The following is a 20,433-nucleotide window of genomic DNA, read 5'->3' as shown; positions in this document are numbered from 1 at the left end:
CTATGCATATCGTGGCGGATCGGGACAAGCTGCTGGCGCGGGTGCGGCGCATCGCGGGGCAGATCGGCGCCGTAGAACGGCAATTGTCGGGCGATGCGGGTTGTTCGGAAACGCTGCAACTCGTCGCCTCCGTGCGGGGTGCGGTCGGCAGCCTGATGGAAGAATTGATCGAGCAGCATATGCGCGAACATGTCGCCCGGCCGGGCATCAGCGACGCAGCGCGAGAGACCGCGGCGGAGGAAATGCTGGCGCTGATCCGGCGCTACGGGAAATGAGCATGCACGACGACCATGGCCATGGCGGCCACCATCATCCCGAGGGCCATGATCATGTGCATGGCATTCCGGTGGCCAATGCGGATGATGGCGAGGAAAGCCATTATTTCGACCATATCTACCTGACGCGCGGACATGACGAGAATGCCCGCAAGACGATCTGGGTGGTGTGGCTGACCGCGGCGACCATGGTGGTCGAGATCGTCTTCGGCTGGCTGACCGGGTCGATGGCGCTGCTGGCCGACGGCTTCCACATGGCGACCCATGCCGGCGCGCTGGCGGTGGCGGCCGCCGCCTATGGCTATGCCCGGCGGCATGCGCGCAACCCGCGCTATACGTTCGGGACAGGCAAGGTGGGCGACCTGTCCGGCTTCGCATCCGCGCTGATCCTGGCCTTCACCGCCCTGTTCATCGCCGTCGAGTCCGTGATGCGCTTCTTCGAACCGGTGAAGGTGGCCTTTGGCGAAGCGACGCTGGTCGCGGTGATCGGCCTGATCATCAACCTGATCAGCGCCCTGCTGCTGGGACACGACCATAGCCATGATCACGGGCATGATCACGGGCATGATCATGATCACAGGCATGGCCATGCCGACAATAATCTGCGCGCCGCCTATGTGCATGTGCTGACCGACGCGCTGACGTCGGTGCTGGCGATCATGGCGTTGCTGGCGGGGCGCTATATGGGCTGGTGGTGGCTGGACCCCGCCGTCGGCCTGCTGGGCGCGGTGGTGATCGCGCGCTGGGCCTGGGGGCTGATGAAGGATACCGCCGCGATCCTGCTCGACACGGCCGAACCGGCGCTGATGGCGCGGATCAAGGCGCTGGCCGAGACGGAAGGGGCGACCATCCGCGACCTGCATGTCTGGCGCATCGGGCCGCATGCCCATGCCGCGATCGTCAGCCTGGCCCCCGGCGCCGATGTCGCCGCCGTGCGCCGCCAGGTCCGCGCCCTGCCGCGCATGGAGCATGTGACGGTGGAGTGCGGATAGCCAGCCCGCAGACTCCGCTACCGAAGAGATAATCCTTAAGAGTTAGAGCAGCGAAACCGCCGGGTTAAGGCGGAAATTCACCACGATGGCAGATCGGCATGGCTTGACTCGACTCGGGCGGCCATTCAATTTCCCTTACGGAAATCTATAAAATACCGTCGGAGAGGAGGCTTTATGCCGGTTGCAAAGCCCTTTGCGGGAAAGGTTTTTCACGCCCTCTTGATGGAATGTTTCGCTGAACAGCGAAGGCCCACCGCCGATGAAGTGGACTCGGTCGCCTCCAAAATCTGGCAGGACAGTCATGGATCGATGACCGGGCAGGATTGGCGGGATGTGGCAAGGGGAAGCGACGCCCACCGGCAGATGATCAATGCGGCTCTGATGGCGTTCGGGTCGGCTCCGGCGGAAATGCATAGGGAGATATCCTGACGCTCGGTCGATGTTGAAGCCAAGGCGGGGATGACCGGCGCTGGCTCCATCCTCATGATGGGGTTTGAATGGCGACTGTTCCCTATCAGCCATTGTGAGGCGCGAAGTAGACGCATCAGCCCGAAGAAAATTCTCCGTAGCATCTTGAAACTGAAATAGCTCTTCCTATTTCCCTCTTGTCCCGGCCTTCTCCCCCCTCCCGCCGGGACATCCCTCTTTGTGGCCCCGGCGTTCCCTTGCGCCGGGGCTGCTTTTTTAAGAGCATCGTGCGCAAAAGTGGGAACCGGTTTTGCGCTTAAACGATGCGGCAACAAAAGCTTAGAGCGCGCGGCCTGCGTCTGATGTAACGCAGCGCGCTCTAGAGATATTGGGCCGCTACCCAGCCGCTCGCCCAGGCCCATTGGAAATTATAGCCGCCCAGCCAGCCGGTGACGTCGACCGCTTCCCCTATGGCGTAAAGGCCGGGCAGGTGGCGCGCTTCCATCGTTTGCGAGGACAATCCCGCGGTCGAAATGCCGCCGATTGTGACCTCCGCCTTGGCGAAGCCTTCGGTGCCATTGGGCGTGAAGGGCCAGGCCGACAGGCGGCGTTCGGCGTCCTGCAGCTTGCGATCCGGGATGTTGCCCAGGTCGCCGGGAAGCGCCAGCCGCTCCGCCAAGGCGTCGGCCAGACGGTCGGGCAGGTGGCCGCGCAGGCATTGCGTCAGCGTGGCGCGCGGCCTGCCGCGCTTCGCCTCCGTCAGCCAGCCTTGCGGCTGGTCGGGCAGGAGGTCGAGAGCGATGGCATCGCCATGCCGCCAATAGGATGAAATCTGCAGGATCGCCGGGCCGGATAGGCCCCGGTGGGTGAGCAGCGCGGCTTCGCGGAAGGCGGTCTTGCCATGGCGGGCGATGACCTCGGTCGAGACGCCGGAGAGCGAGCGGAAGAGCAGCTCTTCGCCGCCGAGGGTCAGGGGCACCAGCGCCGGTCGGGGTTCCACCACCTTGAGCCCGAACTGGCGGGCGAGGTCATAGGCAAGGGCGGTTGCGCCGATCTTGGGGATGGAGGGGCCGCCGGTGGCGATGACCAGCGCCGGGGCCGTGGCGGTCCTGTCGCCATGGGTGACGCAGTACCGGCCGTCGGCATGGGTGACGGCGGCGATGGCGTGGCCGAGCCGGATCGCGACGCCGCCCGCCTCGCATTCGGCCAGCAGCATGGCGACGATCTGGCGCGCGCTCTGGTCGCAGAAGAGCTGGCCCAGAGTCTTTTCGTGCCAGGCGATGCCGTGGCGTTCGACAAGCCCGAGGAAATCTTGCGGCGTGTAGCGGCCCAGCGCCGATTTGGCGAAATGAGGGTTGGCGGACAGGTAGCGGTCGGGCGCGGTGTGGATATTGGTGAAGTTGCAGCGGCCGCCGCCGGAAATCAGGATTTTCTTCCCTGCCTGGTCGGCATGGTCGATGACGAGGATGCGCCTGCCCCGCTGGCCCGCCACGGCCGCGCACATCAGGCCAGCGCCGCCAGCGCCCAGGACGATGGCGTCATAGGTTTCCGCTGGGGAAGCCATCAACCGGCGGCGAGCGCGTCCATGATCTGGCGGACGGGCGTGACGTCATAGCCGGCGGAGGCGGCCTGCTCGGTCAGCGCCGCCGGATGGTCGCCCGCGCGGGCGCGGGTCAGCGCCCAGAGCAAGGTGCTGCGCGTGCCGGAACGGCAATAGGCGAGTATCTTGCCCTCGCCCGCCTGCTCCAGCGCGGCGGCCATGCCGTCGAGCTGCCAGGGCGCGAAGCCGCCATGGGCCACGGGGACGGCGGCATAGGCGATGCCGGCGGCCCTGGCTGCGGCTTCGATCTCCGCGCCGTTGGTCTGGCCCGGCTCCTCGTCGTCGGGGCGGTTGTTGATGATCACCGTCACGCCCAGCGCCTTGGCTTCCGCCACCTGATCGACGCTGATCTGTGGGGAGACGTAGAGGCTTTTGGTGAGCTGGCGGAACATGGGCGGGACTCCTTTTCGGGTCTCCTTGCGCTTGTGGGCGGCGGGATTCAAGAGGGTAGGCTACAGAGCAGCATGCTCCTTCGCAGGAGCAGGTCAATTCTTCCGTTCTAAAGATAAGGGCGGATCGCCGCGAGGAAGGCGTCGCCATAGGCGTCGAGCTTGCGCTGTCCCACGCCGCTGATGTGGCCGAGTTCCGTGAGGCTCGTCGGGCGCTGCTCCGCCATTTCACGCAGGGTCGAATCGTGGAAGATCACATAGGGCGGCACGCCCGCCTCCTGCGCCAGTGCGCGGCGGCAGGCGCGCAGGGCGTCGAACAGCGGATCGCCCACCGGATTTTCCGCGCTGCCGTTGCGGGCGCTCTTGCGGCGGCGTTCCTTGCGGGGCGGGAGGACCAGGCTGACCTCTTCCTCCCCGCGCAGGATCGGGCGGGCATTGGGGCCGAATTCCAGCCCGCCATGCTCGTTGGTCTGGAGCGCGTCGCGCACCAGCAGGGCGCGGGAGACGGGGCGCAGCAACGCCGTCTCCTCTCCGTCGACGATGCCGTAGACCGAAATCCTGTCATGGCCGCGTTCGCGAATCTTGTCGGTGACGGCGCCGGTCAGCACCTGCTCGATATGGCCGACGCCGAAGCTCTGGCCGGTGCGGTAAACGGCGGACAGGAATTTGCGCGCGGTCTGGGTCGCGTCGATGCTGGGCGGCGGATTGAGGCAATTGTCGCAATTGCCGCAGCCCGGCGGGGGATTTTCCCCGAAATGGCGGAGCAATATGGCGCGGCGGCAGGTGCCGGTTTCGACCAGCCCGCCCAGCGCGGTGATGCGGGCGCGCTCGCCCTGCTGGCGCAGGGGATCGAGCTCGCCGATGCGCTGCCGGGCGCGGGCGAAATCGTCGGCGCCCCAGAAAAGATGCGCTTCGGCGGGTTCTCCGTCGCGGCCTGCGCGGCCGGATTCCTGATAATAGCCCTCGATCGACTTGGGCAGCGCCGCATGGGCGACGAAGCGGACGTCGGGCTTGTCGATGCCCATGCCGAAGGCGATGGTCGCGACCATCACCATATCCTCGCTGGCGATGAAGGCGGCCTGGTTGGCGGCGCGGACCTGCGGGTCGAGCCCGGCATGATAGGCGCGGGTCGGGCGGCCGGTCTTGCTGAGGGTTTCGGCCAGCTTCTCGGTCGCGGCGCGGGTGGGGGCGTAGACGATGCCGGGGCCGGTCTGGCCGGCGATCAGGTCGGAAAGCTGGCGGGGCAGGCCATCGCGGGGATGGACGGCGTAGCGGATGTTCGGACGGTCGAAGCCCGCGATGATCAGGCCTTCGCGGGGAATGCCAAGCTGGACAAGGATGTCGTCGCGGGTGTGGTGGTCGGCGGTCGCGGTCAGTGCGAGACGGGGAACGTCCGGAAATTCATCGAGCAGCGGGCGCAGCAGGCGATAGTCCGGGCGGAAATCATGGCCCCATTCGGAGACGCAATGGGCTTCGTCTATCGCGAAGAGGGCGATCTTCGCGGCGCGCAGGAGGTTGCGGAACCCCTCCCCGCTGGCGCGCTCCGGCGCGACATAGAGCAGGTCGAGATCGCCATTGCGCAGCCGGTCCTGCGTCTCGCGCCAGTCGGCGTCGACGCTGGTGAGGCTGGCGGCGCGGATGCCGACCGCCTGCGCGGCGCGAAGCTGGTCGTGCATCAACGCGATCAGCGGCGATATGACGACGCAGCAGCCTTCGAGCGCGACGGCGGGAAGCTGGTAGCAGAGAGACTTGCCCGCGCCGGTCGGCATGATCGCCAGCGTCGCCTGCCCCGCCATGATGCGGCTGACCACCTGTTCCTGCACGCCCCTGAAGCCGGGAAAGCCGAAAACATCGTGGAGGAGGGTCGGGATGTCAGGACGCATGGGAAGGGGCTGTAGCGCTTTGAGGGGATTGGGGCCAGCTTCCCACATGGTCATCCCAGCGAAAGCCGGGATGACCATGGAAGCTCAAGGCTCCAGCAGACAGCCCCAGCCCTTGCGATAGCGCGCCGTGCGCGAAGCGAGCAGCGGAACCGCCGCGTTGACCGATTGCGATTCGGGCATGTCCTTCAGCGACACGGCCCACATGCCGGGTTCCTTGTCGCCATGACAGCTTTCCATCGACCGGCCTTCCATATAGCGGCAGGAGCAGGTGACGCGCGCGCCGAAGCCCGCGCCGACCTGGGCATGGGCGCGAAGGGCGCTCCAGTTCCACGCCAGTAGCGCCAGCGGCAGCAGGGCCACCGCCAAAACCCCATAAATCCATTTCCGGCGACCGGACATGCTCCCCTTTCCCGCGCTCCATGCTAAGGCCGCGGCTTATGAGGCTTGAGCGGAACAGCGTAAAGCGCCTTGGCATGCCGGGCGGGATTTTGGCGATTCTGGCCGTGGCCGGGTTGTGGACGGTGCGCGCCGCCGGGCCGGAGCCGGTCTACCATGTCGCAGGCGATTCGGACGCGGACGCCGCCGCCCTGCGCGCGGCCATCGATCCTTTGTTCGAGGATGCGGTGGGCGAGACCCGGGCGCTGGTCGTCATGCACGATGGCGAAATCGTGGCGGAGCGCTATGCGCCGGGCTATGGGCCGCGGACGAAGCTGCCGTCCTGGTCCACGGCCAAGAGCGTGACGGCGGTGCTGATCGGGCTGATGGTGTCGGACGGGCGGCTGGCGCTCGATTCGCCGGTGCCGGTCGCGGCCTGGGGGCAGCCGGGCGATCCGCGAGGGCGCATCACCCTGCGGCAGTTGCTGGCCATGACGTCGGGCCTCGATCATGTCGAGGACAGGGAACCGCTGGCGGAGGCCGACACGATAAGGATGCTGTTCACCGACGGAGCGCAGGACATGGGCGCCTTTGCGGAGGCCAAGCCGCTTGCCCATGCGCCTGGGACCGCCTTTTCCTATTCGACCGGCAACAGCGTCATCCTGGCCGACCTGATGGCGCGGATGCTGACCAACAGCACCGATCCCGACGTGCGGCGGCGGGCGATGCAGATGTTCATCGACGGGCGGCTGAAGATTCCGGCGCGCCTCGACAGCTTGGCGGTGGAATATGATGCGGCCGGGACGATGATCGGCGGCAGCTTCATGCATATGACGGCGCGGGATTATGCCCGCTTCGGGGAATTGCTGCGCAATCACGGGCGCGGCGTGGCGGGGCATCAGATCGTGCCGGAAAAGTGGATCGACTATATGCGCGCGCCCTCGCCCCGCAATGCCGCCTATGGCGCGCATCTGTGGCTGAACCGGGACAGCGAGGACAGCGCGCTGATGCCGGGGCGGGCGCCGCGCAGCCTGTTCGGCTGCGTCGGGCATGGCGGGCAATATATACTGGTTTCGCCTTCGCAGCGCCTGACGGTCGTGCGGCTGGGCATGTCGCCCACGAAGGAGGAGCGCGATGCGCTGAAGACGGGGCTGGCGAAGCTCGTCGGGCTTTATTCGCGGTGAACTGACCTCTATTTTCTTTGCGCAGGGCCGCCGGTTGGCTGGAATTGGCCGGACGGCCTCAGCCATCGCCACCTCTCAAAGCAGGAAATTGCCTTCGATCACCGTGCGGCAGGCGCCCGTCAGGATCACCCGGTCGCCTGAAAGCCGGCACGTTAAGCGCCCGCCGCGCTGCGATGCCTGAAATGCCGTCAGCCTGATCTTGTCGAGCCGCTTCGCCCAATAGGGCGTGAGCAGGCAATGGGCGGAGCCGGTCACCGGGTCTTCGTCTATGCCCGCGCCAGGAACGAAGACGCGGCTCACCATGTCGCTGTCCTCGCCGGGTGCGGTGGCGATGAGCAGCAGGGGCCCCGCCTTCTTCAGCGTCGCGAAGTCCGGTTCCAGCGCATGGATCGCGGCGGCATCGCGATAGACGAAGATCGCGAAGCCGCCCTCGCGCCACTGGGTTTCGAGGACGTCCCCGCCCATCGCCGCCGCCAGCTCCGGCAGCGGGCTGGGCGCGGTCGGCCAGGCCGGGAGCGAGAGGCCATAGCCGTCGCGGTCCCGCGACACGGTCAGGATGCCCGCTTCCCGCGTGCGGAAGCGGACGGCGGTACGCCCGCCCATCAGCACATGGCCGCTCGCCAGCGTGGCGTGGCCGCAGAGCTTGACCTCCACGGCGGGCGTGAACCAGCGCAGCGCATAGTCCGCCTCCGGATCGTCGGGCGTGGGCACGGTGAAGGCGGTTTCGGACAGATTATTTTCCGCCGCTATCGCCTGAAGCGTCGCATCGTCCAGCCATCGGCCGAGCGGCATGACCGCGGCCGGATTGCCGGTGAAGGGAGCGTCGGCGAAGGCGTCGACCTGAATGATGGGCAGGCTGGTCACGGGCAATCCTTTGGTTTTCGGGCCATCATGACGATGCGTTCGATGCGGGGACAGGGCCGGTCCGCCGAAAATGGCTTGGCGTCGCCCGGCTCCTCAGGCCAGGCCCGCTCCTCAAGCCAGAAGGGTGAGCGTGGTGCAGACCGCCAGTCCGACGATCAGGTTGAGCGGAATCCCGATGCGCACGAAATCGGAAAAGCGATAGTCGCCCGCCGCATGGACGAGCGCGTTGGTCTGATAACCGATCGGCGTGGCGAAGCAGGCCGACGCGCCGATCATCAGCGCGATCACCAGCGGACGCGGATCAGCGCCGAGTTGATGGGCGAGCGCGATGGTGAGCGGCGTGAGCAGCGCCGCAACCGCATTGTTGCTGAGCAGTTCCGACAGCAGAAGCGCGAAGAAATAGATGAGGAACACCAGCGTCCATGCCGGAGCGGCGGCGAGCAGCGGCTCGATCCAGCCGACCATCAGCGCGACGCTGCCCGCCTGTTCGAGCGCCAGCCCGACCGCGAGCATGGCGAAGATCAGGATCAGCACGTCGCCGTCGATGGCGGCCCAGGCTTCCTCCGGGTCGATGCAGCGGGTGACGAGGATCACGCCCACGGCGATGAAGGCGGCAAGGCCGATGCCGATGAGATCGACGGCCGAGAGCAGCACCACCGCCGTCAGGGCAAGAATGGCGATCCATGCCTTTCGCGGGCGGAAGGCGCGGGTGCGGCTGATGTCGACGCCGATCAGATGGGCATTGTCCTTGAGCGAACGGATGCTGTCGTCGCTGCCCGCGATCAGCAGGCGGTCGGCGCCGCGCACGCGGGTTTCGCTGAGGTCCGGACCCGGCAGGTGACGCGCCCGGTGGATGCCGATGATCCGCACCCGCAGCGCGTGCAGGAAGGGAATGTCGATCAGCCGTTCCCCGATGGACGGATGGCTGGGCGCGATCATCGCTTCGATGACGGTGCCGCCGCCCGGAGTCTCCGACGCCGCGGCCAGCCCGATTTCGAAATCGCCGGATTCGCGCAGGGTCATGATCGTCGCGCCGTCGGCATGGACCAGCAGGCGGTCGCCGGCGTGCAGTTCCTCTTCCTCTATCCCCCGGCGCCGTATCTCCCCCGCCCTCTTGAGGCCGAGCAGGCTGGCGGAGCGGCCGATGATCGACAGGGAGCCGACCGTGCGGCCGATGAGGTCGCTGTCGCGCGACAGGGTGAGTTCGGTCAGATAATCCTGCACATTGCCGCCATCCTCCCCCGCGATGGAGGGCGGATCGCCGGGAAGCAGGAAGGACAGGCCGGTCAGCGCGGCGACGCCGGCCAAGACCCCCGCCAGCCCATAGGGCGTGATGTCGAATATGCCGAAGGGCGCCATGCCCTGCTCGGCGGCGATGCCTGCGACGATCAGGTTGGTCGATGTGCCGATCAGCGTCACGCAACCGCCCATCACGGCAACGGCGTTCATCGGGATCAGCAGCTTCTTCACCGGATAGCCGGTCGCCTGCGCCAGCTTGAACATGATCGGGATCAGCAGCACCACCACGGGCGTGTTGTTGAGGAAGGCCGAGAGGATGACCGTGCCGAGCGTGACTTCGGCCAGCGCCAGGCGCGGGTGGCGCTGGGCGCGGGCCATGACCAGGTCGGCAACGCGATTGATCGTCCCCGTGCGGATCAGCGCGCCGGAAAGCACGAACATCGCGCCCACCGTCAGCGGCGCACTGTTGGAGAAGACGGAGAACAGGTCCTTTTCGTCGAGCAGGCCCAGCGCCGCGAACACGCACGCCCCGACCACGGAGACGACCGTGGGCGAATAGCGTTCGCGCACGAAGGCGACGAACATCAGGGCGAGGATGAGAAGTCCGATTTCCGCGCGATAGATGCCGATCAGCGCGGTGATGAAATGCATGCCTTGTGCCCCGGATCGCGTTTTCGCGTCCTGCCTGAACGAAATGGGCCAGCCATGGTTGCATGGCTGGCCCGTGTTCGCGGCTGAAGGGGACGTTTTGACCGTCAATCCATGGAAACCATGGTGACGCTCCCCAGGCTTACGCACTGCCGCTCGCCCTCCCGCGGGCGATCTGTGACGATGATGTTACCGCAGATTGGCTGAGTCGTCTCGCGCAAATCCTGCCTTTATCGAAATAATGGCTCGATTCGGCGCGTTATATTGCGGCGGTGAACGCGGTTCTCCTGCGGGCTCCTGCCCTTGCAGGAGCATGGGGACGCCTGACTCAGACTTCACCGCATTGCGCGCGGTGGAGCAGCTTCTGGTCCGCCAGCACCAGCGCCATCATCGCTTCCACCACCGGCACGCCGCGAATGCCGACGCAGGGGTCGTGGCGGCCCTTGGTGATGATCTCCGACGCCACGCCTTCGCGGGTGACGGTTTCGACCGGGATCAGGATCGAGCTGGTCGGCTTGAAGGCGATGCGGACCTTGACCGGCTGCCCGGTGGAGATGCCGCCCGCAATGCCGCCCGCATGGTTGGCGAGGAAGACGGGGTTGCCGTCATTGCCCCCGTCCATATTGGGCCGCATCGGATCGGCATTCTGTTCGCCGCGCAGGCGGGCGGCGGCGAAGCCGTCACCGATCTCCACGCCCTTGACCGCGTTGATGCTCATCATCGCGGCGGCCAGTTCGCTGTCCAGCTTGGCATAGAGCGGCGCGCCCCAGCCCGCCGGAACCCCGCTGGCGACGCATTCGACCACCGCGCCGAGCGACGAGCCGTCCTTGCGGGCGTCATCGACCAGTTTCTCCCAACGCTTCGCCGCTTCCGGGTCGGGGCAGAAAAAGGGGTTGCTGTCGATCTCGCTCGCGTCGAAACGGGCCGGATCGATGGCGTCGCCGCCGATTTCGCTGACATAGGCGAAGATGTCGACATCGGGGATGACGAGCCGCGCCACCGCGCCGGCCGCCACGCGGCTGGCGGTTTCCCGTGCCGAGGATCGCCCGCCGCCGCGATAGTCGCGGAAGCCATATTTGGCGTCATAGGCATAGTCGGCATGGCCGGGGCGATAGGCCTTGGCGACCTCGCCATAATCCTTGGAACGCTGGTCGGTATTCTCGATCATCAGGCTGATCGGGGTGCCGGTGGTCCGCCCCTCGAACACGCCGGAGAGGATGCGCACCTCATCCGGCTCGCGGCGCTGGGTGGTGAATTTGGAGGTGCCGGGCCTGCGCTTGTCGAGGAAGGGCTGGATGTCGGCTTCGCTGAGCGACAGGCCCGGAGGGCAGCCGTCGACCATCGCGCCGATGGCGGGACCGTGGGATTCGCCCCAGGTCGAAAAGCGGAAGACGCGGCCGAATGTGTTGAAGCTCATGATCCCTGCCCTTTGGGTGAGGTGGTTCGCCCTCACCCTCCCAGCGCTTCGCGCCGGGGCCCTCCCTCTCCCGGCGGGAGAGGGTTTTGTTACTTGTCCAGCGCGATGTCGGGGGCGTCCTCGGCCTTCATGCCGATGACATTGTAGCCCGCGTCGACATGATGGACTTCGCCGGTCACGCCCGCCGCCAGGTCGGAGAGGAGATAGAGGCCGGCGCCGCCCACATCCTCGATCGTCACATTGCGGCGGAGCGGGCTGTTCAGTTCGTTCCACTTCATGATGTAGCGGAAATCGCCGATGCCGCTCGCCGCCAGCGTCTTGATCGGTCCAGCGGAGATGGCGTTGACCCGGATATTTTCCGGGCCCAGGTCCATCGCCAGATATTTGACGCTGGTTTCCAGCGCCGCCTTGGCCACGCCCATGACGTTATAATGCGGGATGACCTTTTCCGCGCCATAATAGCTGAGCGTCAGCAGGCTGCCGCCCTCCGCCATCAGCGCCCGCGCGCGCTTGGCGACGGCGACGAAGCTGTAGGCGGAGATGTTCATCGTCAGCAGGAAATTCTCCAGGCTGGTGTCGACATATTTGCCGCGCAGCTCATTCTTGTCGGAAAAGCCGATGGCATGGACCACGAAATCCAGCTTGCCCCACTTCGCCCTGACCTCTTCGAAGGCGGCGTCGAGCTTTTCCATGTCCGACACGTCGCAGTCGATCAGGAAGTCGGAACCCAGTTCCTCCGCCAGCGGCCTGACCCGCTTGGCCAGCGCGTCGCCCTGATAGGAGAAGGCCAGTTCCGCCCCCTGGGCGTGCAGCGCCTTCGATATGCCCCAGGCCAGCGACTTGTCGTTCGCCAGCCCCATGATCAGACCGCGTTTTCCCGCCATCAAGCCTGTCATTTCGTCGTCCCATTCCCTTTGTCGACCTGCGCGGCGGCCGCGGCTTCCTCTTCCGGGAACTCCGCCAGCGCCGCATTCAATTCCGCGCCAATTACCACGCCAAGCCCGACAAGGAAGAAGAAAATGAGGGTGATCATCACGCCGGCCAGGCTGCCATAGGTCATGTCATAGCCGCCGAGCATGGAAAGCGTGACCGGCAGCAGCAGGGTGACGCCGTACCACCAGAGCGCCGTGGCGATGGCGCCGGGCCATTTCGGGAAGCGCGGATCCTTGTACAGGCTGGGGGTCAGGGAAACGTAGAGATAATAGAGCGCGACGCACAGGATCGCCATGGGCGCAAGCTTGGTCAGGCCGACGATCTGTATCGCCTGGTCAGCAAAGGGCAGGATCTGGTGCAGGAACTGGTCGATGCCGGTGATGATCACCTGCATGGAGAAGGCGAACATCACCGCGAACACGCTGACCAGGGTGATGCCGATGGCGGTCAGGCGATAATGCCAGAAGGGGCGCGTGCTCCTGGTGCCATAGGCGCGGCGCAATATGTCGCGGATCGTCTCTATGAGGCTGCCGACGGTCCACAGCCCGACCAGCCCGCCCAGCCAGAGCAGCGGCCCCGTGCGGGCGTTGAGCACATCGACGATCGGCTGGCGCACCACCTCCGCGACGCCGGGCGGCACCGTTTCCAGAAAGGCGCCGACCGCCGCCAGCCCGTCCTGCGACCGGCCGAAGATGCTCGCCACCGCCGCCGCCACGATGAAGAAAGGGAACAAAGTCATCAGCGAAAGATAGGCAAGGTTCCCCGCATGGATGAAACCGTCGCTATAGGTGCCGACCGCCACCCGCTTCGCGATTTCGAAGGCATGGCTGCCGGGGCGCACCCGGGCGATCTGGCGGTGGAACTTGGTGCGGGCTTCTTCGGTGAGCCGCTGGCGACGGGACTCCGGTGAATAGGGGGACGGCTGCGGCATTCCCCCCTAACCCCTCAAACGCCCAGATGGGTCCGCACGGCACGGCTGTCCCGCCAGCCTTCCACCAGCGCCTTGATCGCCGGATCGTCGGCGGGCACGTCGATCAGCAGGGTGACGAGCTGGTCGCCGCGCTGGCCGTTCCTGCCGGTGAAGCCCCTGCCGCGCAGGCGGAGCGTCTTGCCGGAGGATGCGCCCGCCGGCACGCCCAGCATCACCGGGCCGTCGACCGTCGGCACCTTGACCTTCGCGCCCTGCACCGCCTCGTCCAGGGTGATGGGCAGGTCGAGCAGCACATTGTCGCCGTCGCGGTTGAAGAAGGGGTGCGGCTTCACCTCTATGGTGACGATCGCGTCGCCCGCGCCGCCGGGACCCTGCTGCCCCTTGCCGGAAAGCCGCATCTGCGTGCCCGTCTCGACCCCCGCAGGGAGCTTGAGGTCGATGGTCTTGCCGTCCTGAAGCGTGATCCGCTGGGGCGCGAGGGTCGCGGCGTCGACGAACGGGACGGCGAGGCGATAGGTGACGTTCGCGCCCTTCTGCGGAGGCGCGCCACGGCCGAAACCGCCAAAGCCTCCGCCCGCCCCGCCACGGCGGCCTGCGCCGCCGCCGAACAGGCCTTCGAATATGTCCCCGAAATCGGCGCCGCCTTCCTGGAACTCGAACCCGCCGCCCTGACCCGGCCGGCCCCGAAAGCCGCCCGCCCCGGCGCCGCCGAAGCCGAAGGGCGCGGTCGGATTGCCCTCGCCGTCGATCTCGCCCCGGTCGAAGCGCGCGCGCTTGTCCTTGTCCGACAGCAGGTCGTAGGCGCTGGTGACGGCGGAGAATTTCTCCGCCGCCTTGGGATTGTCCTTGTTCCTGTCGGGATGCAGTTCCTTGGCGAGCTTCCGATAGGCCGATTTGATCTCTGCCTCGCTCGCGCTGCGCGCGACGCCCAGGGTGGAGTAGGGATCAGCCATTGCCGCTAACATATCCTTTTGCATGAAAAACCGTTTGCGCCTTATGTGGCGAAAGGCGAGGGATCGTTCAAGCGTGGGAAAGCCTTATCGACATGGCTTTATGAGGGGCGTACATCACCGCGCATGACCGATCCCTTCGTCCTGTTCGATGCCTGGTATGTCGAGGCGCGCGAAACCGAGATCAACGACAGCAACGCCATGGCGCTGGCCACCGCCGATGCGCGCGGGCGGCCTTCGGTGCGGATGGTGCTGCTGAAGGGGCATGGGCCGGACGGCTTCGTCTTCTACACCAATTTCGAGGGGCGCAAGGCGGGGGAGCTGCACGCCAATCCCCTTGCGGCGCTGCTGTTCCACTGGAAGTCGCTGCGGCGGCAGGTCCGGATCGAGGGGGCGGTGGGCCCGGTGGAGGAGGCCGCGGCCGACGCCTATTTCGCGACGCGCAGCCGTGACAGCCAGTTGGGCGCCTGGGCATCCGACCAGTCGCGCCCGCTGGAATCGCGCGACGTGTTCATGGCGCGATATGAGGAAGTCAGCCTGCGCTTCGAGGGCGGGCCGGTGCCGCGCCCGCCGCATTGGTCGGGCTTCCGCCTCATCCCCGAACGAATCGAATTCTGGCAGGATCGCGAACATCGCCTGCATGAGCGCCGCCTGTTCGAACGGACCGGCGACGGCTGGCGCGAGGGGCTGCTCTACCCCTGAGGCCGTGCTTTTCCGGCGCCGGACGGGGCGCGGAATATGATTCCTCATTCGTCTAACCCGATGACGGCAGGCGCGCGCCTTCGATTGCGGGCGCTGCGGGTGGCTGTTAGGTGTAGCCACCATTTGGGACAGACCATGGATGCGGTGCGCCCACGCGCCGGTTAAAGGAACGAGATGCGAAATCGACTGACGGCGTTCATCCTGACGGGCATGGTTCTGGGGGTGATCGTGGGCTTTGCCACCAATATCTGGGTGGGTGGCGACAAGGCGCTGGCGAAGGATGTGGCGGGCTATTACCACCTGCTGGCGGACATCTTCCTGCATCTGATCAAGATGATCATCGCGCCCCTGGTCTTCTCCACGCTGGTGGCGGGCATCGCGCATATGGGCGACAGCGCCGCGCTGGGGCGGATCGGCGGGCGCGCGCTCGCCTGGTTCATCATCGCCAGCCTGATCTCGCTGACGCTCGGCCTCATCTTCGTCAATTTCTTCGCGCCGGGCGAGGGATTGAACCTCGTCCGGTCGGGCGCGGATTCGGGCGTGAATACGGAGGCGCTCAACTTCCGCGACTTCATCCTGCATGTCTTTCCGACCTCCATGGTCGGGGCGATGGCGGAAAATTCGATCCTGCAGATCGTCGTCTTCTCCCTGTTCGTGGGCATCGCGCTGACCGCCATCGGTGAGAAGGGCAAGCCGGTCGTCACCGTGATCGAGGCGATGGTGGAACTGATGCTGCAGGTGACCGGCTATGTCATGCGCGTCGCCCCCTTCGCCGTGTTCGGCGCGCTGGCGTCGGTGGTGACGACCGAGGGGCTGGGCGTGCTCAAGACCTTCGGCGAACTGGTGGGCGAATTCTACCTGTCGCTGATCGCGCTCTGGCTGCTGCTGTTCGCGGCGGGATCGATCTTCCTGGGGAAGCGGATGGTGAAGCTGATCCGCTATGTGCGCGAGCCGATATTGATCGCCTTCTCCACCGCCTCGTCGGAGGCCGCCTATCCCAAGATGCTGGAGCAGCTCGACCGCTTCGGCGTGCCGCGCCGCATCTACAGCTTCGTGCTGCCGCTGGGCTACAGCTTCAATCTGGACGGGTCGATGATGTATTCGACCTTCGCGACGATCTTCATCGCCCAGGCCTATGGCATCGACCTGCCGATCGCCACGCAGATCACCATATTGCTGGTGCTGATGGTGACCAGCAAGGGCATCGCCGCCGTGCCCCGCGCATCGCTGGTGGTGGTCGCGGCGACGCTGGGGCAGTTCGACCTGCCGGTGGAGGGCGTGGCCTTCATCCTGGCCGTCGACCATTTCATGGACATGGGCCGCACCGCGACCAACGTGCTGGGCAATGCCATCGCCACATCCGTCATCACCAAATGGGAAGGCATGCTGGAGGTCGAGGAACCCGAATATGTGCCCCACCCCAAGGCGCCGGCGCATACCGCCGCGCACGGCCGAGCCGGGCTGGAACTGGCGCCCGACATGGTGGAGGAAGAGGAAAAGGGCTAGGGCGCGCTGCGTTGAATCGGGCCCGTTGCCGCCATAAGGCGTGCCGTGCCCCCGCGCTTGCGGGAACACGGCATCGTCCTTGGCTGAATTAACGCAACTTCGCGATGTTCAGCCCATCCTGCTTGGCGCGGGCCTTCACGGATTCCTCGCTGCGGGTCAGGGCCTTGGCGATGGCTTTCAGCGCCATGCCCTTCTTCGCCAGCGTGTGGAGCTTTTGCAGCTCGTCCGCCGTCCAGGGTTGCTTGTGACGCTCGAAGCGGTCGCCGGCCATCGGATTTCCTTCTAGAGCAGATTCCGATCCGATTGCGTCGGCTCGACTGCTCTAAGTTTTTGTTTTGTCGCGTTTTCCGAGTCAGCAGATGATTCCATCTGCTTGGAAAACGCTCTAGGTGACCGCTCCGGCCCGCTCCCCCACCTGGCCACCCATGTGATACTGCCCTTAGGTGGCCGGGTGGGGGAGCGAGCCGGAACCGAACGGTTTCAGCCTCGCTGAAACCGCAAAAGACGTCAATCCGCGAAGGGATCGCGGACGAGGATGGTGTCCTCGCGCTCGGGGCTGGTGGAGACGAGCGTGACCGGGCAGCCGATCAATTCCTCGATCCGGCGGATATATTTGATCGCCTGCGCGGGCAGTTCGGCCCAGCTCCGGGCGCCTGCCGTCGTGTCCTGCCAGCCTTCGATCGTCTCATAGACCGGTTCCGCCTTGGCCTGGTCCTGCGCATGGGCGGGCAGATAGTCGAAGCTCTGGTCCCCGATCCTGTAGCCGACGCAGATCTTCAGTTCTTCGAAACCGTCCAGCACGTCCAGCTTGGTAAGGGCGATGCCGGTGACGCCCGATACGGCGACCGACTGGCGCACCAGCACGGCGTCGAACCAGCCGCAGCGGCGCTTGCGGCCGGTGACGGTGCCGAATTCATGGCCGCGCTCTCCCAGACGCTGGCCGACGTCATTTTCCTGCTCGGTCGGGAAAGGACCGGAGCCGACGCGGGTGGTATAGGCCTTGACGATGCCCAGCACGAAGCCCGCGCCCGATGGGCCAAGGCCGGTGCCGCTCGCCGCCGTGCCCGCCACGGTGTTGGACGAGGTGACGAAGGGATAGGTGCCATGGTCGATGTCGAGCAGCGTGCCCTGCGCCCCTTCGAACAGGATGCGCCTGCCTTCCGCCTTCGCCTTGTTCAGCGTCAGCCAGACGGGCTTGACGAAGGGCAGGATGAAGCCGGCGATGTCGCGCAGCTCCGCCATCAGGGCGTCGCGGTCGATCGGCGCTTCGTTGAACCCGGCGCGCAGCGCGTCGTGATGCGCGGTGAGGCGGTCGAGTTGCGGGCCCAGATCGTCCAGATGGGCGAGGTCGCAGACGCGGATGGCGCGGCGGCCGACCTTGTCCTCATAGGCCGGGCCGATGCCGCGGCGGGTGGTGCCGATCTTGCCCGCGCCCGAAGCATCCTCCCGCAGGCCGTCCAGGTCGCGGTGGAAAGGCAGGATCAGCGGGCAGGTTTCCGCGATCTGGAGATTGTCGGGCGTGATCTCCACGCCCTGCCCCTTCAGCTTCGCGACCTCGTCGCGGAAGTGCCAGGGGTCCAGCACCACGCCATTGCCGATCACCGACAGCGTGCCGCGCACGATGCCGGAGGGGAGCAGGGAGAGCTTGTACACCTTCTCGCCCACGACCAGCGTGTGGCCGGCATTGTGGCCGCCCTGGAACCGGGCGACGACGTCGGCGCGTTCCGACAGCCAGTCGACGATCTTGCCCTTGCCTTCGTCGCCCCATTGGGCGCCGATCACGGTCACATTTGCCACAGTTACAGTCCTCCGCCCGCCGCGCGGACCGGCCATGCCCTTCGACGGGACTCGGCATGCCGGTGGGATAGGGTGGACGCCCCGGTTGATGATGGCCGTCCTGTGCGGGGCGCGCGTTAGCGGGGCATGGCGGGCGCGTCAAGGCGAAGGGGTTACACTTTGATACAGCGGGATGGCTTTACGCGGCCGGCCGGTCTGGCAAGCTTCCGCTCGGGAACGCGAAAGGGCGGCTGAATGCGGCAATTGACGACGGGAGCGATGCTGGCCCTGATGCTGGTCGCATCGGGCAGCGAGGCGCAGGGCCTGCGCGAACGCTGGCGGGCGCGGATGGCGGAGGGGCAGCAGAATGCGCCGGGCGGACAGACCATGGCCTATGGCAGGGATGGCCTGCAGGTTCTGGACTATTGGCCCGCCCAATCGCAAAAGGCGCCACTGGTCGTCTTCGTGCACGGCGGCGGGTGGAAACGCGGGAGCAAGGACAATGCCACCGGAGCCGCCAAGGCCGAACATTATCATGGGCTTGGCTATGCCTTCGCCTCCGTCGACTACAGGCTGGTGCCGGACGCGACGGTGGAACAACAGGCGCAGGACGTGGCCGACGCGCTGGCCTTCCTGCGAGCGAAGGCAATGGACCTGGGCTTCGATGCGGACCGGATCGTGCTGATGGGGCATAGCGCGGGTGCGCATCTGGCCGCATTGGTGGGGACGGACATGCGCTATTTCGCCAAGGCGGGGCTGAGGCCGGATGCCGTGCGTGGGGTGATCCTGCTGGACGGCGCGGCCTATGATGTCGGCAGGCAAATGGCGGAGGGCGGGCGTTTCATGGCGGGCACCTATGAACAGGCCTTCGGCACCGATCCGGCGCGGCAGAAGGCGCTGTCGCCGACATTGCGCGCCGGGCAACCCAATGCGCCCGGCTTCCTGATCCTGCATGTCGACCGCGCGGACGGCACGGCGCAGTCGGAGGCGCTGGCGGCGGCGCTGCGCAAGGCGGGAACGCCGGTGGAGATGACTGCGCTGGCGGGCCGGGGCCTGCGCGGGCATATGCAGATCAACCGGGCGATGGGCGATCCCGGTTATCCCGGAACCGCCATCGTCGACCAATATCTGAGCCGCCGCTTCGGTCAGTAAGGCCGGGGTTCTGCGCCGTCGAGCCAGTGGGAGCAGCGCAGCGTTTCGCCATTCTCCTCCCCTGTCAGCGCGGCGATGGTCTGCCAGCCTTCGGCGCGCAACTGCGCCGCGCGCGCGGCGTCATGGTGCAGCGGCAGGAACAGGCGCTTGGGGGATTGGCCGCCGAAGCCGGCATCGATCAACGGATCGGGATAGAGGGAGAAGCCCATGGCCGGTTCCTCCGACCCGTCGGCGCGGATGATCGCATAGCTGCCGCCCCGGCCGATCTCTCCGGTGAAGCCGTCCGCGAAGATCGAGAAGCCGAACCAGTTCTGATATTCGAAGCCATGCCGCTCGGTGGGATCGAGCGTCAGGGTGATGTCCCAGCCGATGGGCCTGGCAATGGCGCGCAGGCCGGCGATCCGGCTGTCGATGGCGCCGCCCAGTTCCGCGTTGAGCGCTTCCAGACGCTCCATCGCCGCGTGGAAGGGGCCGGTGCCCTCTATCAGCGGCAGATAGGCGGCGGCGGCCGGGCTGATCGCCGCGAGCGCGCCCGCATCCTTGGCGTCCAGCTCGGCGCGGACGGCTTCTATCTCTTCCGGGGCGAGAGGCAGCGGACCGGCGGCCAGCGTGTCGATCAGGTCCGGCAAGGTGAAGTCGATGGTGATGCCGGTGACGCCCGCCGCCTGCAGCGCTTCGATGGCGACGTTCACGATCTCCACGGCCGCGGCGACGCTGTCGCTGCCGATGAGTTCGGCGCCGACCTGGAAGCGCTCCCGTTCCGGCCGAAGCTGATTCGCGCGCAGGCGGATCACCGGCCCGGCATAGGACAGGCGCAGCGGACGCGGTGCGGCAGCCAGCCGGGTGGCGGCGATGCGGCCCACCTGCGCGGTCATGTCCGGACGCAGCGCCAGGCTGCGCTGGGATACGGGATCGATGGCGCGGACAAGATCCTGCGCCTTCATCGATTTCAGGCGGCCGACCAGCGAATCCTCGAACTCCGCGATCGGCGGCATCACCCGCTCATAGCCATGGGCGGCGACGGTATCGAGCACGCGGCGCGCAAGACGCGCGGAAGCCTCTGCCTGCGGCGGCAGGCGGTCGGAAAGTCCTTCGGGAAGAAGGCCGGGCGGGATCGTGGTCATGGGCTGGCCTTTAGCGGATTATGCGCGCAAGGCCAGCCCGAACCATATCAGGCCCGAACCGTGCCAGGCCCGAACCGGTGTCAGG

19 protein-coding genes are annotated in these 20,433 nt (G+C 66.6%); 6 read left to right on the top strand and 13 right to left on the bottom strand.

Features of this window, described 5'->3' with window-relative positions:
• Nucleotides 1-2 precede the first annotated feature (2 nt).
• Both TZ53_RS10660 and dmeF read left to right on the top strand, forming a co-directional pair.
• A complete protein-coding gene (locus tag TZ53_RS10660; RefSeq protein ID WP_044661249.1) occupies nucleotides 3-275 on the top strand; it encodes a metal/formaldehyde-sensitive transcriptional repressor in 273 nt (90 codons plus the stop codon).
• Entirely contained in the window at nucleotides 272-1,267 is a 996-nt protein-coding gene (gene dmeF / locus TZ53_RS10655; protein WP_044661248.1) for a CDF family Co(II)/Ni(II) efflux transporter DmeF, read from the top strand. Before TZ53_RS10660 ends, dmeF begins: the two co-directional genes overlap by 4 nt.
• 787 nt (nucleotides 1,268-2,054) lie before the next feature.
• Here dmeF and TZ53_RS10645 read toward each other — a convergent pair.
• From TZ53_RS10645 to TZ53_RS10630, 4 genes are all read right to left on the bottom strand, one after another.
• Nucleotides 2,055-3,239, bottom strand: coding sequence for an NAD(P)/FAD-dependent oxidoreductase (locus TZ53_RS10645; protein ID WP_044661246.1), 1,185 nt, complete (start codon nucleotides 3,237-3,239; stop codon nucleotides 2,055-2,057).
• Nucleotides 3,239-3,667: a TIGR01244 family sulfur transferase gene (locus tag TZ53_RS10640; protein ID WP_025551865.1), complete on the bottom strand. Its 429-nt coding sequence runs from the start codon at nucleotides 3,665-3,667 to the stop codon at nucleotides 3,239-3,241. Before TZ53_RS10640 ends, TZ53_RS10645 begins: the two co-directional genes overlap by 1 nt.
• Nucleotides 3,668-3,774: 107 nt before the next feature.
• Nucleotides 3,775-5,547: a DNA helicase RecQ gene (gene recQ / locus TZ53_RS10635; protein WP_025551867.1), complete on the bottom strand. Its 1,773-nt coding sequence runs from the start codon at nucleotides 5,545-5,547 to the stop codon at nucleotides 3,775-3,777.
• 84 nt (nucleotides 5,548-5,631) lie between these two features.
• Nucleotides 5,632-5,946: a hypothetical protein gene (locus tag TZ53_RS10630; RefSeq protein ID WP_044661245.1), complete on the bottom strand. Its 315-nt coding sequence runs from the start codon at nucleotides 5,944-5,946 to the stop codon at nucleotides 5,632-5,634.
• A 38-nt stretch (nucleotides 5,947-5,984) separates the two neighbouring features.
• Here TZ53_RS10630 and TZ53_RS10625 point away from each other — a divergent pair, with 38 nt between their 5' ends.
• Nucleotides 5,985-7,106 carry a serine hydrolase domain-containing protein gene (locus tag TZ53_RS10625; RefSeq protein WP_044661244.1) on the top strand — a complete coding sequence of 374 codons (1,122 nt, stop codon included), beginning with the start codon at nucleotides 5,985-5,987 and terminating at the stop codon, nucleotides 7,104-7,106.
• A gap of 75 nt (nucleotides 7,107-7,181) precedes the next feature.
• On the opposite strand, the gene TZ53_RS10620 is transcribed toward TZ53_RS10625, so the two are convergent.
• From TZ53_RS10620 to TZ53_RS10595, 6 genes are all read right to left on the bottom strand, one after another.
• On the bottom strand, nucleotides 7,182-7,970 hold the full coding sequence (locus tag TZ53_RS10620) for a PhzF family phenazine biosynthesis protein (protein ID WP_044661243.1): 789 nt from the start codon (nucleotides 7,968-7,970) through the stop codon (nucleotides 7,182-7,184).
• Between the two features lie 111 nt (nucleotides 7,971-8,081).
• Nucleotides 8,082-9,860, bottom strand: a complete 1,779-nt coding sequence (locus TZ53_RS10615) for an SLC13 family permease (RefSeq protein ID WP_044661242.1) — start codon at nucleotides 9,858-9,860, stop codon at nucleotides 8,082-8,084.
• 325 nt (nucleotides 9,861-10,185) lie between these two features.
• Nucleotides 10,186-11,274: a chorismate synthase gene (aroC, locus tag TZ53_RS10610; protein ID WP_044661241.1), complete on the bottom strand. Its 1,089-nt coding sequence runs from the start codon at nucleotides 11,272-11,274 to the stop codon at nucleotides 10,186-10,188.
• An 89-nt stretch (nucleotides 11,275-11,363) separates the two neighbouring features.
• The gene (fabI, locus tag TZ53_RS10605) at nucleotides 11,364-12,170 is read right to left on the bottom strand and encodes an enoyl-ACP reductase FabI (protein ID WP_025552145.1); all 807 of its coding nucleotides are present in this window, start codon (nucleotides 12,168-12,170) and stop codon (nucleotides 11,364-11,366) included.
• On the bottom strand, nucleotides 12,167-13,138 hold the full coding sequence (locus TZ53_RS10600) for a YihY/virulence factor BrkB family protein (protein ID WP_044661240.1): 972 nt from the start codon (nucleotides 13,136-13,138) through the stop codon (nucleotides 12,167-12,169). The genes fabI and TZ53_RS10600 overlap by 4 nt, the downstream gene beginning before the upstream one ends.
• A 14-nt stretch (nucleotides 13,139-13,152) precedes the next feature.
• Nucleotides 13,153-14,091 carry a DnaJ C-terminal domain-containing protein gene (locus tag TZ53_RS10595; RefSeq protein ID WP_044661239.1) on the bottom strand — a complete coding sequence of 313 codons (939 nt, stop codon included), beginning with the start codon at nucleotides 14,089-14,091 and terminating at the stop codon, nucleotides 13,153-13,155.
• A gap of 123 nt (nucleotides 14,092-14,214) precedes the next feature.
• Between TZ53_RS10595 and pdxH the strand changes: the two genes are divergently transcribed.
• Both pdxH and TZ53_RS10585 read left to right on the top strand, forming a co-directional pair.
• Nucleotides 14,215-14,790, top strand: coding sequence for a pyridoxamine 5'-phosphate oxidase (pdxH, locus tag TZ53_RS10590; protein WP_044661238.1), 576 nt, complete (start codon nucleotides 14,215-14,217; stop codon nucleotides 14,788-14,790).
• A 174-nt stretch (nucleotides 14,791-14,964) separates the two neighbouring features.
• Nucleotides 14,965-16,296: a dicarboxylate/amino acid:cation symporter gene (locus tag TZ53_RS10585; protein WP_025552151.1), complete on the top strand. Its 1,332-nt coding sequence runs from the start codon at nucleotides 14,965-14,967 to the stop codon at nucleotides 16,294-16,296.
• 88 nt (nucleotides 16,297-16,384) lie between these two features.
• Here TZ53_RS10585 and TZ53_RS10580 read toward each other — a convergent pair whose 3' ends face one another.
• The gene (locus TZ53_RS10580; RefSeq protein WP_007685461.1) at nucleotides 16,385-16,567 is read right to left on the bottom strand and encodes a hypothetical protein; all 183 of its coding nucleotides are present in this window, start codon (nucleotides 16,565-16,567) and stop codon (nucleotides 16,385-16,387) included.
• 236 nt (nucleotides 16,568-16,803) lie between these two features.
• Nucleotides 16,804-18,093 (bottom strand): adenylosuccinate synthase, encoded by a 1,290-nt coding sequence (locus TZ53_RS10575; RefSeq protein ID WP_044661237.1) that lies wholly within the window; start codon nucleotides 18,091-18,093, stop codon nucleotides 16,804-16,806.
• Nucleotides 18,094-18,420: 327 nt separating this feature from the next.
• Between TZ53_RS10575 and TZ53_RS10570 the strand changes: the two genes are divergently transcribed.
• A complete protein-coding gene (locus TZ53_RS10570; protein WP_229742739.1) occupies nucleotides 18,421-19,224 on the top strand; it encodes an alpha/beta hydrolase in 804 nt (267 codons plus the stop codon).
• On the opposite strand, the gene TZ53_RS10565 is transcribed toward TZ53_RS10570, so the two are convergent.
• Nucleotides 19,218-20,348: an ATP phosphoribosyltransferase regulatory subunit gene (locus TZ53_RS10565; protein ID WP_044661236.1), complete on the bottom strand. Its 1,131-nt coding sequence runs from the start codon at nucleotides 20,346-20,348 to the stop codon at nucleotides 19,218-19,220. The two genes, TZ53_RS10570 and TZ53_RS10565, sit on opposite strands and share 7 nt — an antisense overlap.
• Between the last annotated feature and the right edge of the window lie 85 nt (nucleotides 20,349-20,433).

The sequence above is a fragment of the Sphingobium sp. YBL2 genome, assembly GCF_000943805.1.
Classification (GTDB): domain Bacteria; phylum Pseudomonadota; class Alphaproteobacteria; order Sphingomonadales; family Sphingomonadaceae; genus Sphingobium; species Sphingobium fuliginis.
Note: the sequence above shows the minus strand (reverse complement) of the source record. Positions and strands in the feature narration are given on the sequence as shown.

Bases quoted from the DNA above. Each gene is read 5' to 3' on its own strand.
- TZ53_RS10660 (WP_044661249.1), top strand. From the start codon at position 3: ATGCATATCGTGGCGGATCGGGACAAGCTGCTGGCGCGGGTGCGGCGC.
- dmeF (WP_044661248.1), top strand. From the start codon at position 272: ATGAGCATGCACGACGACCATGGCCATGGCGGCCACCATCATCCCGAG.
- TZ53_RS10645 (WP_044661246.1), bottom strand. From the start codon at position 3,239: ATGGCTTCCCCAGCGGAAACCTATGACGCCATCGTCCTGGGCGCTGGC.
- TZ53_RS10640 (WP_025551865.1), bottom strand. From the start codon at position 3,667: ATGTTCCGCCAGCTCACCAAAAGCCTCTACGTCTCCCCACAGATCAGC.
- recQ (WP_025551867.1), bottom strand. From the start codon at position 5,547: ATGCGTCCTGACATCCCGACCCTCCTCCACGATGTTTTCGGCTTTCCC.
- TZ53_RS10630 (WP_044661245.1), bottom strand. From the start codon at position 5,946: ATGTCCGGTCGCCGGAAATGGATTTATGGGGTTTTGGCGGTGGCCCTG.
- TZ53_RS10625 (WP_044661244.1), top strand. From the start codon at position 5,985: ATGAGGCTTGAGCGGAACAGCGTAAAGCGCCTTGGCATGCCGGGCGGG.
- TZ53_RS10615 (WP_044661242.1), bottom strand. From the start codon at position 9,860: ATGCATTTCATCACCGCGCTGATCGGCATCTATCGCGCGGAAATCGGA.
- aroC (WP_044661241.1), bottom strand. From the start codon at position 11,274: ATGAGCTTCAACACATTCGGCCGCGTCTTCCGCTTTTCGACCTGGGGC.
- fabI (WP_025552145.1), bottom strand. From the start codon at position 12,170: ATGACAGGCTTGATGGCGGGAAAACGCGGTCTGATCATGGGGCTGGCG.
- TZ53_RS10600 (WP_044661240.1), bottom strand. From the start codon at position 13,138: ATGCCGCAGCCGTCCCCCTATTCACCGGAGTCCCGTCGCCAGCGGCTC.
- TZ53_RS10595 (WP_044661239.1), bottom strand. From the start codon at position 14,091: ATGGCTGATCCCTACTCCACCCTGGGCGTCGCGCGCAGCGCGAGCGAG.
- pdxH (WP_044661238.1), top strand. From the start codon at position 14,215: ATGACCGATCCCTTCGTCCTGTTCGATGCCTGGTATGTCGAGGCGCGC.
- TZ53_RS10585 (WP_025552151.1), top strand. From the start codon at position 14,965: ATGCGAAATCGACTGACGGCGTTCATCCTGACGGGCATGGTTCTGGGG.
- TZ53_RS10580 (WP_007685461.1), bottom strand. From the start codon at position 16,567: ATGGCCGGCGACCGCTTCGAGCGTCACAAGCAACCCTGGACGGCGGAC.
- TZ53_RS10570 (WP_229742739.1), top strand. From the start codon at position 18,421: ATGGCGGAGGGGCAGCAGAATGCGCCGGGCGGACAGACCATGGCCTAT.
- TZ53_RS10565 (WP_044661236.1), bottom strand. From the start codon at position 20,348: ATGACCACGATCCCGCCCGGCCTTCTTCCCGAAGGACTTTCCGACCGC.